This window comes from Maribacter sp. Hel_I_7 (assembly GCF_000688315.1).
Taxonomy (GTDB): domain Bacteria; phylum Bacteroidota; class Bacteroidia; order Flavobacteriales; family Flavobacteriaceae; genus Maribacter; species Maribacter stanieri.
In genome coordinates this window covers 1,592,014-1,609,066 of record NZ_JHZW01000003.1, presented here as the reverse complement: position 1 = coordinate 1,609,066, position 17,053 = coordinate 1,592,014, and the positions used below count along the sequence as shown (strand labels likewise).

The following is a 17,053-nucleotide window of genomic DNA, read 5'->3' as shown; positions in this document are numbered from 1 at the left end:
ATTTATGAATAGATATATACCCATTTTGTTAATGATGTTTCTGATGTTTTCATGTACACCAGAAAATAAGTCAATGGAGCTATTTGTAAATCCGACAGAACAGGCAAAAGGTGATGGATCAGAAGTATATCCATTTTCAACCATACACGAAGCAATTAAAAAAGCAGAGGAAGTGAAAAAATCATTTCCTAAGATCAAGATAACAATTACACTTCTTAAAGGTGAGTATTATTTAGAGGAACCAGTAGTTATTAAACCTTTTTTGAATGGACTTACAATTACCGGGGTTGATGCTTCACAAGTACATATAAAAGGATCGCAATTGTTACATCCAATTTGGCAAAAGTATGAAGATAAAATCTACATCACTGAAGTACCTGCCAATATAGATTTTGATCAGTTGATTATAAACGGAACACCTCAAGTACTTGCGAGGTATCCTAATTATAATGAAGAGGGTGGTTACTGGCAAGGGCATGCGGCAGATGCAATTAGTAAAGAAAGAATATCTACTTGGAAAAATCCTATTGGATCCTTTTTTCATGTATTGCATAATGGAAAATGGGGTGGATTTCATTATAGAATAACAGGAGTTAATGATGATGGAACTGCAAAATTAGAAGGCGGGCATCAAAACAATAGACCATCAAAACCACATGAAGAATATCGTATGGTAGAAAATGTGTTAGAAGAATTAGATGCACCAGGCGAATGGTTTTTAGATAAAGACGCTTCTAAGTTGTATATATATCCTACAATAGAAACAAATTTAGAAAGTGCAATAGTTGAGGTTTCAATATTAAAAGATTTGTTTCAATTGGTTGGAACCGAGAAAGACCCAGTGAAGAACGTTACAATTTCTAATATTACCCTGCAGCATACCAAGCGCACTTTTATGGAAAAATACGAACCGCTTTTACGCAGCGATTGGACAATCTATAGAGGCGGAGTGGTATTTTTTGAAGGGACTGAAAATTGTAAAATAGAACAATGTATTCTTAAAGATTTGGGTGGTAATGCCATACTCGCAAGTAAGTATAATAACAACCTTCAGATTACTGAGAATCATATTTACGATTGTGGGGCAAGCGCTATTAGTTTTATAGGTGACCCTTCCGCGGTTAGATCTCCTGCGTTTCAATATGGTGAAGTAGTTCCTTTTTCCGAAATGGATACGTTGTCAGGTCCTAAAAACGAATTTTACCCAAGAAACAGTTTGGTAGAGAATAATTTAATACATCGAATAGGTAGAACTGAAAAACAAACAGCGGGTGTTCAAATAGCAATGGCTATGGATATTACTATAAAAAATAATAGTATTTATGATGTGCCCAGAGCAGGTATAAATATTGGCGATGGTACTTGGGGCGGACATATTATTGAAAAGAACGATGTATTTAATACAGTACTAGAGACCAGTGATCACGGTTCTTTTAATTCTTGGGGTAGAGACCGATTTTGGCATCCAAATAGAAAAGTGATGGATAGTTTGGCTATTGAGCATCCAGAAATGTACACATGGGATGCTGTAAAAACAACTACAATTCGTCAAAACAGATTTAGATGTGACCATGGTTGGGATATTGATTTAGATGATGGTTCTTCTAACTATCACATATATAATAATCTCTGTCTTAATAATGGTATAAAATTGAGAGAGGGTTTTGAAAGGATTGTAGAGAATAATATTATGGTAAATAATTCTTTACATCCACATGTTTGGTTTGCTAATAGTTTAGATGTTTTTAAACACAACATTATTGCGAAATCTTATCAAGATGTAAGTTTAAAAGGATGGGGAAAAGACTTGGATTATAATCTCTTTCCAAATGAAGAAAGCATGTTAAAATCTCAAATCTATAGTAGAGATATCCATAGTGTTTTTGGTGACCCCAAATTTAAAGATCCCGCTAAACTTGATTTTACGGCAACTGCCGATTCTCTTATATCGGCTATTGAATTCAACAATTTTCCTATGGGTGAGTTTGGGGTACAAACTCTAGAATTAAAACGCTTAGCTAAAACTCCTGAAGTCCCTGTATTTCGTGCTAATAATCATACAGAAAAGGAAGCTAGCCCAACTGTAGAATGGCTGCGTAATAGTTTAAAAAGTGTTGATTCTGAACAAGAGCAATCTGCGTACGGTTTAAATTCTCCCCACGGTGTAATTGTTTTAGGGGTATGGAGTAAAAGTCCGGCTGTGGAAAACAACGGATTAAAAAAAGGAGATGTAATTATAAAGGCAGCTGGTAAAACAATAAAAAATGTAAAGGACTTTTTTAACATCGATCAAGAGCTTCAACAAGGAGAAAAACTTGAAGTAGTGGTTATGCGTAATCAAGCAGAGAAAATACTATCTATCAAAACAAAATAAAAATCTAACTAAGTAAATAACAACGAAATGAATAAACTAACTAAAACACTAACGGTACTTGTGTTAATTGCAAGTATGAATATGGGCTGTGCTCAAACGAAGAAGGCGGTACAATTGTCTGACGATGATAGAATGGAGTGGTGGCGAGATGCCAAATTCGGTATGTTCATTCACTGGGGTGCATACTCTATAATCGGAGGGGAAAGAGGAGAAAAAATAGCTGGCGGTGGTGCCGAATGGGCAATGGATAAATTAGATTATACCATTGAGGAATATGAGAAGTTTCCCGCTATGTTTAATCCAGAATTATTTAATGCAGATGATTGGGTGAAAATGGCTAAAGATGCCGGAATGAAATATATAGTAATTACTTCAAAACACCATGATGGCTTTGCACTTTGGGATTCTCAAGTATCTGATTATGATATTATGGATGCAGCTCCTTTTAAACGAGATATTATTAGAGAGTTAGCTGAGGCTTCAAGAAAGCAAGGTATAAAATTTGGAGTTTATCACTCTATCGTAGACTGGCATCATCCACAGGCACAGGGTAATTTATTTCCAAATTATAATGCAGGTCAGAAAGATCAAAGTGTTGTAAATCCTGAATTTCCTCAATATTATAAAAATTACCTGAAACCACAGGTTAAAGAGCTATTGACCAATTATGGAGATATAGATGTGGTTTGGTTCGATGGGGATTGGATTGCCGATTATACATCAGAAATGGGTAAGGAAATGTATAGTTTCATTAGAGAAATGCAACCGAATACCATTATAAACAACCGTGTGGATAAAGGAAGAAAAGGAATGGAAGGCATGGATATGGAAGGGAATTTTGCGGGTGATTTTGGTACGCCAGAGCAAGAAATACCTGCAACTGGTATTGCCGAAGATTGGGAAGCATGTATGACCATGAACGGTACTTGGGGTTATAAGCCAGATGATACTAAGTGGAAAAGTAGCGAAGACTTAATTCAAAAACTAGTGGATATCGTTTCTAAAGGAGGTAACTTTTTACTGAATATTGGACCAGATGGTTTTGGTAGGTTTCCTTCACAAAGTATTAGACGATTAAAAGCGATGGGTGAGTGGACCGATGCTAATGGTGAGTCAGTTTATGGCGCTAAAGCAAGTCCGTTCGATATGCCAGAATGGGGCAGATATACAACTAAAGACGGAGTAATTTACGCCCATGTTTTTGATTGGCCAGAAGATGGAAAATTAAAGCTTCATAAAGATTTAAAATTGAAAAAAGCTTCTTTATTAGTAGCTCCAGATACTGAAATTAAGATAAATAAGACAGCTGATGGCTCAGTTTTAGAATTACCAGAATCTGCACCTGATGAAATTGTAACTGTTGTTAAGTTGAGTTTGTAAAATATTGATTTTTAAATATTTGTACTCAATAATCGATTTTTTAGTTGAGGTGTTATTGAATGAGTTAAATGTAAAAATTACGAAAAGAATCATAGTTTATAGACATTGAACTATGATTTAATTGAATTTTAATTAAAAAAAGTAACATTGCTATCATCTTAATTAAAGAGGTGCAATGTTATTTTTTTATAGCATGTAACAAACGACACAAACAGAATTATGGTAAATAAAAAATGGAACATATGGTACGCTCTTTTTTTAATTTCGCTGTTAATAGTTGTAGCGTCTTGTTCTCATAAAACCGAAGAAAAGCTTTTAAATTTAGATATGGACATGTATCTGCAGCATGCAGATAAGGATACAATTTATCCAACTCCCCAGCAAATTGAAATGCTAAAATCGGTAATGCCAAAAGAATCTTTTCAGCCAGCACCAAAGTTGGCAGATAGGGTATATTGGAATGCTATTGCAGAATCAAAATCTGGAAAGGAATATCTAATAAAAGCGAATGCATTATTAGATAAAAAGCCTGAGGTTCCAATTTCAGATAGTATCTATAGATTGGCAAATAGAGATGGTAATAGAGGAATTTACAAACCTAGATATTACAGAACTATGGACCGTTTAGAACATTTTATTTTAGCGGAATGTCTTGAAAATGAAGGTCGATTTTTACCTCAAATAGAAACTTATAGTAATTCCATATTAGGTATGAAATCGTGGTTGCATCCAAATCATGATGATAAGAATAATGGTGTATTGGAAGGTCGCCGCGTATCAATAGATTTAGGAGCACGTAAGTTTGGGTCTGTATTGGCATTGGCAAATTATCTGTTAGAAGAAAAATTGACACGACAATTAAAAGATCAAATTAATAGGCAACTGCAAAAACGAATTATAGATTCCTATTTACAAAGTACCAAATATTTAGACGAGAACAATAAATGGATAAAGAGTACTAGCAATTGGAACTCAGTTTGTACAAGTGGATCAGTTTTAGCGACCATAACAAATTCTAAAAATTATGACGAAAGACTTGCAGTAGTTGGTTCAGCTTTAAACAGCATGAATTATTATTTAAGTGGGTTTGGTGATGATGGGTATTGTTCGGAAGGTTTAGGATATTGGGGCTATGGTTTTGGTCATTATTTATATTTGGCACAAATTTTATACGATTATACAGAAGGAAGAATTGATTTATTCGCATTCAATAATGCAGAGAAGTTGAAGAATGTAGGCAATTTTCCTCAAAGCTTTGAAATTCAGAATGGAACTTGTGCACCTTTTGCAGATGGTGTTTCTTCAATCTCAAGCAAAGGAAGCAATTTTGCCTATGTTTTGTCTGCAAATTATTACGGAGCTATGATGCCAACCGAAATTAGAATGGAGGAAGCAGCAGAGCAATTGATTGCTTGGCAATACCCGGAAATGTTTCAAGTTGTTGAAAAATCGAAGTCATCGGAATTAACAGATCATACGTATTTCAATGATTTTGGGATGGTCATTTCAAGGGGAAAACAGGAAATTCCATTTTCAATTGCCCTAAAAGCAGGTCATAATGCCGAAAATCACAATCATAGTGATGTGGGTACTTACGAGATTTTTTTAGATACTGATATGATAACTGGCGATATAGGAGCACCATCTTATAGGGCAGGCGCATTTTCACCTGACAATAAAGCTAGAAGTTCATGGGGGCATCCAGTTCCAATGATTAATAATCAATTGCAATCTAATGGTATTGAGTTTAAAGGTATTATAACCGAAACCAAATTCACAGAGGTTAGAGACGAAGTAGTAATGAATATTTTACCAGCCTACGAGCTACCTATGCTACAGACTTTGACCAGAACCATCACAAACGATAAATCTGGTATGGGCACTATTACTATTGAAGATCAATTTAAAGCAACGGAACCCGTAAGCTTTGGTTCCTCTATAATGACACTGAACACTTATAAAATTATAGATGATACTACAGTAATTTTAGAATCGGAAAATCACCAAGTAAAAGCTGAAATTCAGAGTGAAGGTTTTACGGTCGGTATAAAAGATGTGATTGTTCCTGTAGAACATTTAAGGGAAGGCGCACCAGCCTACAGAATAGGAATTGAAGTTGATAAACAAGTTAAAGAAGGGAAATTAACGATTACGTATACACCATTATAAATGATTAAATATATATACCAAGAGACAAGAATGATTACAAAAACTAAAATTGATTCAGGGATTATTGCTAGAACATTCAGTTTAGTATTTTTTTTCTGTTTGTTTACTATTAATAGTATTGCACAGAATACTACAAAAATTCCATTACCAACCAATTTAGAACAAGGATATCCAAGAATATATATCACCAATTCAGAAAAAAAGGATTTACAGAAAACCATTAAAAAAGAAGCTTGGGCAAAAGAAGTTTTAGAAGGTCTGCATGACAAAGTTGATAATCATGTAGAGCGCCACGTTTCAGATGCTGAATGGATGGTTTCTCGTTTACAGATGTACTGGAAAACCAAAGCTACCAATGTATATGTGAATGGTGTGGATTATTCTCATGCAGATGGGGAAGCACCTGTGCCTACGGTAAGGTTTACAGGTTCACGTAATTCTGCTACACCATATGCCAAGCCTAGATTAGAAGATATACAACCTTATATGGATGACCCTAGAGGATTGTACTTACCGAATAAAACAAAAGAGGGACATCCATTTGAGTGGGCAGAACCGTCTAAAACGGGTAATATAATTGTTTCTATTAATGAAGATATTATTGGGCTGGCCAGAGATGCCGCTTTTCTATATTGGCTGGAAAATGATGAGCGTTTTTCAAAATTCGCGTATGACATCTTCCACATCTATATGGAGGGTATGTCTTACCGTAGCGAACCTATAGATTTATTGAATGGACATATACAAACCCTTGTAGGTTTCACACATTTTCAAGTTATACACGAAAAAGCTTTGAGAGAGGTATCCATTCTATATGATTTTTTACATGGTTACATAGAGGCAAATCATCCAGAAAATATTGCGATGTATGACAAGACTATTAAAAGATGGACAGATCAGGTAATTAAAAATGGAGTGCCGCAGAACAATTGGAACCTTCATCAAGCAAACATCATTTTAAAAGCGGCAATGGTGTTGCAGGATAATGAAAATTATGAAGATAAAAAAGGGCGTGAATACTATATTGACTACATTTTAAACGTTACCTCGGCAAGGCAATGGTCGTTATCTAAGTTTATAGATTACGGATATGATGAAAGCAATGGGGTTTGGAATGAATGCCCTAGTTATTCACTTGGGGTTACTAGTAGTCTTACCCATTTTATTAGAGACTTTGACAATACTTTTAATCATAATATTCTACCGTACACGCCGGTTATGAGTAAAGCTGTAAAAATGATGCCACAGTACCTGTTTCCAAATAATCAGATAGTTGCATTTGGCGACTCATACTATGGACCAATAAGTACCGAGGCAATAGGAGATATGATTCGAATTGCCCAGAAAAATGGGGATGACAATTTGGAAAATGAGTTTACCGGGTTATATCGCTTATTTGCGGATGATGCAGAACAATCAGGGAAAGATAGGGGTACAAGTTCAAAAAGCATTTCTTCCTTTTTCGCAAGCAAGCCTTTGTCGTTAAATCCAAAATATAAGCAGCATAAATTAGAAGATTATATCACACAGACCTTTAATGCCCCAAATGTTAGTTGGCATGTACAGCGAATGGGCACCGGTAAAGATGGGATGATGATCTCTTTAAACGGCTCTTTAGGTAATCATATGCATGCTAATGGTATAAATATGGAATTGTACGGAAAAGGCTTTGTTCAAGGTGCAGACCCGGGCAAGGGAGCTAATTATCTTGAGCCAATTTATTTGGAATACTACTCTCAGTTTCCAGCACATAATACGGTCATGGTCGACGGAGCTTCATCATATACCGAAATGTTAAGCTACCATGCTTTTGATGTTATGGGCGAGTATCCAAAATCTGAGCAAAAAGAAGGTTTTTATTCCGATATCACCTATTCGGATGTTTTCTTCTTAGAACCGGAAACCCGTAGTGATCAATCTCGTTTAGTTAGTATTGTAAAAACAGGAGAAACAACAGGGTATTACATTGATGTTTTCCGTTCAAAAAAACAACGAGCAGGAGATAAATTTCATGATTATTACTACCATAATCTAGGTCAATCTATGAGTATAATGGATACCGATGGTAACCCATTAAAATTAATGCCAAGTGAAGAAATGGCATTTGCAGGCGGACATCTATATGCATTGGATTATATGTGGGATAAAAAATCGGTTAAATTAGAAGAGGACTACCAAGCAGAATGGAAGATTGATATGCCCGAAGGGGAAGATGATGTATTTATGAATCTATGGATGAAAGGTACAGAGGGGCGTGAGGTTTTTTCTATAAAATCACCTCCCAACAAAGCATTCAGGGGCAATCATGGTATTCCCTATAAAGTTGATAAAGAACCTTATTTAACCTTCGCGGCAAGACAGCATGGTGCTGCTTGGGAAAAACCTTTTGTATCGGTTTACGAACCCTTTACTTCCGCAGAAGGAAAAAGTATAGCTAATATTTCAAGCTTTGAAGACCAAAATGGAAATACTGAGTTTGTTGGACTAAATATCACTCATAAATCTGGTAGTGAAGATGTTGTTTTTTCATCAGCTAATCATAAAAAAGTAACCTATAATAAAATGTCTACCGATGCTACCTATACATTGATTGCCAATGAAAAAAATGGAGATTGGTTGATATTTATAGGAAATGGGAAAGAAGCAGCTGTTAAAGGATTCAACATTTCAGCGAACGAATTTGGGAATGTAGTACTAAAGGAAAAAGATGGTGAATTGTGGTTGCATAACGAAGTTGCTGTGACCATAACACAGGATAATAAAGAACAACAGTTTAAGGCAGGTGATCTAAGGGTAATCTCTATCAATTAAAACATATAATGATGAAAATAAGTAAACTGATAAAATATAATATAGTAGTTGTATTAGCGCTTGTTCAATTTAGTTATGGTATGCATAATGATGTCAAAAGTTTAGATGCTGATGTAGTTATATACGGAGGTACTTCTGCAGCTATAGCCTCAGCAGTACAACTGGTTAGAATGAATAAATCTGTGCTGATTGTTTGTCCTGAGAAGCATATTGGCGGATTATCATCAAGCGGATTAGGATTTACAGATTTAGGTAATAAAGAGGTGATTGGAGGAATTTCAAAAGAATTTTATCAAGAAGTTTATAAGCATTATCAGAATAAAGATGCTTGGAATTGGCAACCAAGGGAAGAATATGGTAACGAAGGTCAAGGTACCACAGCAATAGATGATGAATTTAAAACAATGTGGACTTTTGAACCGCATGTTGCTGAACAGATTTTTGAAAATTTTATAAGGGAAAATAATATTTCCATACACAGGGATAAGTGGTTAGATAGAGAAAAAGGCGTTAAAGTTGCGAATGGGAAGATAACTTCAATAGCTATGTTAGACGGCACAATTTATAAAGCTAAAATTTTTATAGATGCAACATATGAAGGCGATTTAATGGCAGCTGCTGGAGTTAATTATCACGTAGGTAGGGAAGCTAATAGTGTTTATAACGAACAATGGAATGGAGTGCAAAAAGGGGTATATCATCATAGCCACAATTTTCAAGAGCTAAATATTAGTCCGTATATCATACCAGGTGATTCTACAAGTGGTGTGCTTCCTAGAATAGCTACGGGACGCATAGGTGAAAACGGATCTGGGGATAATGGGGTACAAGCCTATAATTATAGATTATGTACTACTAATGCTGAAGGCAATATTGTTCCTTTCGAGAAACCTGAAAATTATGACCCAGCTCAGTATGAGTTGCTGAGAAGGATATTTAAGGGCGGAAGACACTCAATGTTTGGAGGAGGAAAAATACCTAATAAGAAAAGAGATGTCAATAATGTAGGTCCTTTTAGTTCTGATAATATTGGAATGAACTATGAGTACCCCGAAGCATCTTATGAAAAACGAAAAGAGATATTAAAGGAACATATTGATTATCACAAAGGCTTACTTTACTTCTGGGGTCATGATGAAAGTGTTCCTGAAAGATTTAGAACTAGTATTAAAAAATGGGGACTTGCCAAAGACGAATTTACGGACAACGGTCATTGGCCATATCAGATATATGTACGCGAAGCAAGAAGAATGATTGGTGAATTTGTAATGACCGATAATGAAATTTTGGGTAAGAGTAAAGTGTTAAAGCCAATAGGAATGGGGTCTTATGCTATGGATTCTCATAATGTACAAAGATATATTTCCAAAGAAGGTTATGTGCAGAATGAGGGAGATCTTGGTATAGAACCAGATGCGCCATATCAAATACATTTAGGCACGATTCTACCCAAACAAGAAGAATGTAGAAACTTGTTAGTACCGGCGGCAGTTTCAAGTTCTCATATTGCATTTGGCTCTATTCGTATGGAACCGGTATTTATGATTTTAGGGCAAAGCGCAGGGACTTTGGCAGGCATGGCAATTAATGAAGACCAAGAAATTCATGAGGTAGACTATGATTCGTTGAAAAATAAGTTACTAAAAGATGGTCAAGTTTTAAGTTATTAAAAAAGACGAAGCATGAATTTAAAGTATTTTTTACTGCTTTTATTTATGATGATATCTTTTCAAGATGCGTTTGCTCAAGTTTTCAATGAGGGCGTGGCAGGTAATACATCAATAGATTTAGAAAAACGAATTGAAACTGATGTATTGAATAGAGGGGCACATTTGGTAATTGTTATGGTGGGTACCAATGATATGCTCAATTCTAAAAAAATGCTAGACTATAGTGCATATGAAAAACACTTAAAGAGCATAGTGGGCACAATTAAAAATGAAGGAGCAGATGTGTTATTGGTGTCGCCACCAACTGTTGATAGTGTGTATTTATTTCAACGTCATGACAGGGAAAGATATGAGCAAACTCCAAATCAAAAACTAAATGCAGTTGCTAAAATAATGGAGCACCTGACCATAGAAGAAGAAATAGATTTTTTGGACCTACACAGTATTTTTAAACAAATGAGATTACCGGTTCATAACAGAGATGTTTTTATACAGAATATAAGTAATAGTGGTAGAAAAGACGGTGTACATCCAACATCCTTAGGTTATCGTTTTATCGCAACTGTAATCTATCAATATATTAAAGCGAATTATAAGAAAATCGACAAAATGAAAATAATCTGTTTTGGAGATAGTATTACATATGGTTCAGGCGCTGAAAACCCTGGAGATAGCATTGGTGAAAGTTATCCCGCAATACTATCACAACTTTTAGCAAAACCTTCAAAGAACTAATACAAAACTAAGTCCATGAGAAAAAAATATATACTTTTAAGTAGTTTAATAGTGATAACATTATTTGGCTGTAAAGAGAATAAGAAAGTAGAAGAACCAAAAGAACAAAAGCGGCCTAACTTTTTATTTGTACTGGTTGATGACCAATCGCCGTTCGATTTTAAGTTCTATGATTCAACGTCGTCATTAGATGCGCCAACAATCACCAAATTGGCTAACGATGGTATGGTTGTAGAAAACGCAAGGCATATGGGAGCCATGGTAGGTGCGGTCTGTACCCCTTCTAGACATATGATTATGAGTGGTAGAACGGTATGGAGTTTGCCCTCTATGCAGGGATATGTAAACCCTACTGCCCCAGAAAATTTAGAAGAAAATACTATAGGTGCCGTTTTTAATAGAGCAGGGTATAACACCATGCGTACATGTAAGGTGGGAAATTCATATCCACAAGCAAATAAGCAATTTACAGTTGTCAAAGATGCTACAAAAAGGGGAGGAACAGAAGAATCTGGTAGTGCATGGCATGCAGAACAAGTACTTTCTTATTTAGATGATAGAAGTGCCGTAAAAGAAGAAGATCCGTTCTTTATTTACTTCGGATTTTCTCATCCACATGATATTAGAAACGGTACGCCAGAATTACTGGAAAAGTATGGGGCAACAAACCATACTGATAAATATAGTCTTCCGACTGCTAATGATAAGCAACCGCCATTACCAGATAATTATTTAAATAAACATCCTTTTCATCATGGTCATTTAGAACTACGTGACGAAGAAAATGTTAGTGGAGTATGGAAAAATAGGGATGAAATCACGGTAAGGAATGAGATTGGAAGAGAGTATGCGTGTTCAGAAAATATAGATATTCAGCTAAATAAAGTCTTAAGTAAGTTAGAGGCTATGGGCGAGTTAGACAACACCTATATTATTTATACATCTGATCACGGTATTGCTGTAGGCCGCCACGGTTTAATGGGCAAACAGAACTTGTACGAACATTCTTGGAGAGTACCATTAATAGTTAAAGGGCCTGGTATAAAAGCAAATCAGCGAGTAGAGGGAAATATTTACTTGTCTGATGTATTACCTAGACTGTGCGACCTTGCTGGTATAGATATTCCCGAAACAGTTCAGGGTACCAGTTTTAAGCCTGTGCTAATGGGTGAAAAAGAAAGTTTGAGAGATGTAATGTATGGGGTATATGCAGGTGGTTCAACACCAGGTATGAGAACAGTTAAAAAAGGAGATTGGAAGTTGATCAAGTATGATGTGTTAGATGGTAAGGTTCAAGAAACGCAATTATTCAATATAGCTGAAAATCCAAATGAATATATAGCTCAACACAATAAATCAGCGGAAATGCTAAATGATTTGGCAGAGAACCCTAAGTATGCCGATAAGTTGAAAGAAATGGAGGCACTACTTTTAGAAGAAATGGAAACTTACGGAGACCCTTTTAGATTATGGAATCAAGAAGCTAAATAAGAACAGTTATGTACAAAAAAATAGCAATTAGAGCATCAGTTGTAATACTAGTATTATTGAGTGTCAACAATAGCTGGGGTCAACTAATAGAGACTATTGAAAAACCAAATATTATAGTATTTCTATGTGATGACCTAGGGTATGGAGATTTGTCCTCTTATGGACATCCATTCATAAAAACGCCTAATATTGATAAACTGGCTGAAACGGGAATTAAAATGACCAATTTTTATTCAGCAGCACCGGTTTGTTCCCCTTCCCGAGTTGGTCTTTTAACGGGACGTAGTCCAAATAGAGCCGGAGTATACGATTTTATACCTGGTCCTAAAAAAAGTGAAGATTTGCGAGATCAAGTCCATTTGCAAAAAGGTGAAGAAACATTGCCCGCAATGTTAAAAACTGTAGGTTATGAAACTGCATTGGTAGGTAAATGGCACTGTAGTTCTTTGTTTAATAATCCTGCACAACCACAACCCGATTATTTTGGGTTCGACCATTGGTATGCTACTCACAACAATGCATCGCCAAGTCATCAAAACCCAAAGAATTTTGTTAGAAACGGAGAGAAAGTCGGGCAGCAAGAAGGGTTCAGTTGCCAATTGGTGGTAGATGAAGCTATGAGTTGGTTAGATAATAGAAAGGGAGATAATCCATTTTATTTACAAGTAACGTTTCATGAACCTCACGAACCGGTTGCTTCACCTGAAGATTTAGTGCAAGAGTACTTGCCATATTCTAACGGTTTGGCAGAAGCAGAATTTTTTGCCAATGTTGCCAATGTCGATAAAGCAGTAGGCAGGTTATTAGACTATTTAAAAGAAAATGGAGCTGATAATACAATTGTAATTTTTACTTCTGACAATGGTCCAGAAACATTTACACGCTACCCTGGTGCTGAACGAACATTTGGTCAAACAGGAGGGTTAAAGGGGAGAAAACTTTGGACAACAGAAGCTGGTATTCGCGTACCGGGAATAGTAAATTGGATAGGTAAACCAATGTTCAAAGGAACTACGGATGCCGTAGTATCAGCCTTAGACTTTTTACCAACGCTTGCAGAAATTACTGGAGCACAATTGCCTAATAGGGAATTGGATGGTGAATCATTCCTTCCATTATTAATTACAGGGAAATTTAAAAGGTCTAAACCTTTATTATGGGGCTTTTATAATGCGCTCAACGAGCATAAAGTTGCAATGCGCCATGGAGATTATAAAATATTGGCTCGCCTAAAGAATGAAGGCGAATATTTACCGCAGATAATGAATGTATATGAGGGTAATGAAACATTGATAAAGTCTAGTCAACTTACAGATTTTGAGTTATATAATTTAATGGAAGACCAAGCTGAATCTGTTAATCTAATTGATGAGAAACTTGAGTTGTTTATTCAAATGAAATCGCTTTTAAAATCCGAATATAATTCTCTTTTAGAAGGTAGTCACATATGGGTGAAATCAGAGTAAATATAAAAACAAGGATGTAACGGTAAAGTAATAATAATGAGTAAATATGTAATAGCAGCTTTTATCTTTTGGGTTTATGGAAGTGCTATGTCATTTGCTCAGGATAAAAATGTACTAATCATCTTCATTGACGACCTAAGACCAGAACTAAATTCATTCGGAGCTAATTATATCCATTCCCCAAATATTGATAGCATTAATGCAAGAGGTCGAGGTTTTAGTAGGCATTATGTAAATGCGCCCAGTTGCGGACCTTCGCGATATGCTTTTCTAACAGGGCAATATGGCTTAGAATACAGGGGAGAATCCAATCAATCCTTATTTAAAAGAGCAGAAGGGGTAAATGATGAAAATGTGAGTATAGCACCCAGTATGCCAGAATGGTTCCGGAACAATGGCTATACAACGGTATCCGTAGGTAAAGTTTCTCATCATCCTGGAGGAAGAGGTGGCGACAACTGGGATGATAGCAATATTTCAGAAATGCCAAATGCATGGGATAAACATATAATGCCAGTTGCCGAATGGGAGAGTCCAAAAGGTGCCATGCATGGGCTGGCAAACGGAAAGGTGCGAACACCAGATAATAGGGATATTATAGAGGCTGTTGACGGAAATGACAAAAGTTATCCAGATGGGCATATTGCAGAGGAAGGTCTGCGACAAATTGATGCATTGGTAAAAGGGGATAAACCTTTCTTTTTAGCCATTGGACTTATAAAACCACATTTACCATTCGGAGTTCCTAAAAAGTATTTTGATCTCTATGAGAATGTAGAAATTCCGCCAGCATTACATCCTGAAAAACCAAAAGGGAGGACAACATGGCACGGCTCTGGAGAATTTATGAATTATAACCGATGGGGAAAGGACCCTCGAAATGATAAGGACTTTGCACTAAAACTTAAAAAGTATTATGCAGCTTGTGTAAGCTATGCAGATAAACATGTCGGTGATATTATTCAAAAATTAAAGGAAACCGGTGCAGATAAAAATACCATCGTTGTCCTTTGGGGAGACCATGGTTGGCATTTAGGGGAACACTCCATTTGGGGAAAACATAGCTTATTTGAAGAATCGCTTAGGTCTCCGTTAATCATTTATGACCCAACGATGCAGAATAGGGGAGAGATGAGTGATGCCATTGTAGAATCGGTCGATGTCTTTCCAACGTTATGTGATATGACTTCGCTGTCTATTCCAAGTTTTACGGAAGGTATTTCGTTAAAACCTCTAATTGAAAATCCTGATACAACAGGTCATGAGGCGGTAGCCTATATATCAAATGCCACAACTATTAGAACAGATCAATACAGGTTTACACAGCATAAAGATGGTGCGGTAGAATTGTATGATCACCAGAATCCATTGGGAGAACAATTGAATATAGCAGAACATAATCCTAAAATTGTTCAAGAGTTAAGAACTTTACTATTGAGTAAAACGGCGGATAAGGCATTTATATATTCAAACAAATAAGTAAACTCGTAGCAAACAAAACCTAAAAGAAGACCTGTAAAATGAAGAGTAATAGTATAATAATGAATTCAAAGGTTATGTTGATCGTTTGTCTACTGTTAACCAGTATTACAGTATCAGCACAAACTATGGTAAATTCTTTAGAAGAATTATTTCCGTATTTGCAGCAAGATAGTGTTGAGGTTGTTTTAAAACCAGGAACGTATACTATAATCGCAGAAGATATAATCAATGATAAATTCAAGTCAGAGACAAATATAGATAGGCACAAAGCATTGGTGTTATTGTTGTTTTCAGGTAATAGTAGTACTTATGATTTTACCAATGTTAATTTACATGTGGAAACTAAAGTTTTAACGGTGTATGGTGAATATGATGAGTTTTATGAAATTCAAGTAACAGGAAATAACAATGTTATAAAAAACCTTACAATGGCAGATATTGGTTCGGTAAATGACTACCCCAAAAGAAGAGCTTGTAATGTAGTTATGGATGGTGCAAATAATAAAATAGAAGGTCTACATTTAAGTACCAAAGGATCTTACCCGTATGGTTATGGAGAAACGTTTGGAAAAGGAGGCAAAAATGTAATTCCTCATTTTAAGCATTCTGCCTTTTTGGTTCGGGGTTATAAGAATCATGTGAAAAACTGTACAATTATTCACAGATCTTATGGGCATGCCTTGTTTATGCAGGCGGCAGATGAGCCTTTAATAGAAGGTTGTTATATAGAAGGTGCCATGCGATCTACAGATGATATGCTTGCTGAAACTGGTACAGGTTCAGACGGCGATAAAGCCGGTTTCATGACATATTTTGGGTATAAATTACCACCAGGGTATATGATGAGCATGGGCGAAGGAGGTATAAGAGCATATAATGGTGGAGAAACTATAATTGACGGTGTGGAGTATAACCGCGGAACTTCGAACCCAACAATTATAAATTGCACGGTAAAAAATATGAGGGCTGGGGTAACATTGACACATGCCACAGGAACTAAATATGTAAGTGGTACTACGGTTATAGGGTGCGAAAGAGGTTTTTGTATTGGCACTGGAGATATTGTAGATAGTTATGCCGATACACAGTATGGACCGGCATTAGGTGTAGATTACATTACCGATAGTGGTATGAATGCGGAAATCACCTTATTGCCTTATGAAGGGAAATCATATAATGGCAGCGGTCATGCGGCTATAATAATAGGGAGTAATCATAAAATTACGCTTAAAAATGCGAATCCTAATCCAGATCAAAACCTTAAAATTAAAATTGGTGGCGATAACCGAACCATTGGTTTGCTTGCAAAAGATGAAAATTATTCTGCTTCTAATATTTTACTGCACAACTTCACCGAGTACCCTGTAGAACTAGATGATAATAGTAGTGACTGTAAAGGTATTTCAGCAGGTAAGGTATTAGATGAGGGTCGAAATAATCATCTGTTCTTCAAGGAAATTTTAAAAGATTAAGCG

The 17,053-nt window shown here is 36.0% G+C and carries 10 protein-coding genes; all 10 read left to right on the top strand.

Going from position 1 to position 17,053, the window contains the following annotated elements; all coding sequences use genetic code 11:
- The first annotated feature begins 4 nt into the window (after positions 1–4).
- The 10 genes from P178_RS0118785 (at position 5) to P178_RS0118740 (ending at position 17,050) form a co-directional block, all read left to right on the top strand.
- Entirely contained in the window at positions 5–2,374 is a 2,370-nt protein-coding gene (locus P178_RS0118785) for a PDZ domain-containing protein (RefSeq protein WP_027067681.1), read from the top strand.
- A 27-nt stretch (positions 2,375–2,401) separates the two neighbouring features.
- Positions 2,402–3,754 (top strand): alpha-L-fucosidase, encoded by a 1,353-nt coding sequence (locus P178_RS0118780; protein WP_027067680.1) that lies wholly within the window; start codon positions 2,402–2,404, stop codon positions 3,752–3,754.
- Positions 3,755–3,973: 219 nt separating this feature from the next.
- Positions 3,974–5,923, top strand: a complete 1,950-nt coding sequence (locus P178_RS0118775) for a heparinase II/III family protein (protein WP_027067679.1) — start codon at positions 3,974–3,976, stop codon at positions 5,921–5,923.
- Complete coding sequence (locus P178_RS0118770; protein ID WP_197026822.1) at positions 5,924–8,734, top strand: hypothetical protein; 2,811 nt, start codon at positions 5,924–5,926, stop codon at positions 8,732–8,734. It begins immediately after the preceding gene.
- Between the two features lie 11 nt (positions 8,735–8,745).
- The gene (locus tag P178_RS0118765; protein ID WP_155941695.1) at positions 8,746–10,404 is read left to right on the top strand and encodes an FAD-dependent oxidoreductase; all 1,659 of its coding nucleotides are present in this window, start codon (positions 8,746–8,748) and stop codon (positions 10,402–10,404) included.
- Positions 10,405–10,416: 12 nt separating this feature from the next.
- Entirely contained in the window at positions 10,417–11,139 is a 723-nt protein-coding gene (locus P178_RS22780) for an SGNH/GDSL hydrolase family protein (RefSeq protein WP_027067676.1), read from the top strand.
- A gap of 15 nt (positions 11,140–11,154) precedes the next feature.
- Complete coding sequence (locus P178_RS22390; RefSeq protein WP_036147163.1) at positions 11,155–12,630, top strand: sulfatase-like hydrolase/transferase; 1,476 nt, start codon at positions 11,155–11,157, stop codon at positions 12,628–12,630.
- A gap of 8 nt (positions 12,631–12,638) precedes the next feature.
- A complete protein-coding gene (locus tag P178_RS0118750; RefSeq protein WP_027067675.1) occupies positions 12,639–14,096 on the top strand; it encodes a sulfatase-like hydrolase/transferase in 1,458 nt (485 codons plus the stop codon).
- Positions 14,097–14,132: 36 nt separating this feature from the next.
- The gene (locus P178_RS22385; protein WP_051638360.1) at positions 14,133–15,575 is read left to right on the top strand and encodes a sulfatase; all 1,443 of its coding nucleotides are present in this window, start codon (positions 14,133–14,135) and stop codon (positions 15,573–15,575) included.
- A gap of 62 nt (positions 15,576–15,637) precedes the next feature.
- A complete protein-coding gene (locus P178_RS0118740; RefSeq protein ID WP_155941672.1) occupies positions 15,638–17,050 on the top strand; it encodes a hypothetical protein in 1,413 nt (470 codons plus the stop codon).
- Positions 17,051–17,053 lie beyond the last annotated feature (3 nt).

Coding starts and splice junctions, on each gene's coding strand:
- P178_RS0118765 (WP_155941695.1), top strand. CDS start 8,746: ATGAAAATAAGTAAACTGATAAAATATAATATAGTAGTTGTATTAGCG.
- P178_RS0118770 (WP_197026822.1), top strand. CDS start 5,924: ATGATTAAATATATATACCAAGAGACAAGAATGATTACAAAAACTAAA.
- P178_RS22385 (WP_051638360.1), top strand. CDS start 14,133: ATGAGTAAATATGTAATAGCAGCTTTTATCTTTTGGGTTTATGGAAGT.
- P178_RS0118775 (WP_027067679.1), top strand. CDS start 3,974: ATGGTAAATAAAAAATGGAACATATGGTACGCTCTTTTTTTAATTTCG.
- P178_RS0118740 (WP_155941672.1), top strand. CDS start 15,638: ATGAATTCAAAGGTTATGTTGATCGTTTGTCTACTGTTAACCAGTATT.
- P178_RS0118785 (WP_027067681.1), top strand. CDS start 5: ATGAATAGATATATACCCATTTTGTTAATGATGTTTCTGATGTTTTCA.
- P178_RS0118750 (WP_027067675.1), top strand. CDS start 12,639: ATGTACAAAAAAATAGCAATTAGAGCATCAGTTGTAATACTAGTATTA.
- P178_RS0118780 (WP_027067680.1), top strand. CDS start 2,402: ATGAATAAACTAACTAAAACACTAACGGTACTTGTGTTAATTGCAAGT.
- P178_RS22780 (WP_027067676.1), top strand. CDS start 10,417: ATGAATTTAAAGTATTTTTTACTGCTTTTATTTATGATGATATCTTTT.
- P178_RS22390 (WP_036147163.1), top strand. CDS start 11,155: ATGAGAAAAAAATATATACTTTTAAGTAGTTTAATAGTGATAACATTA.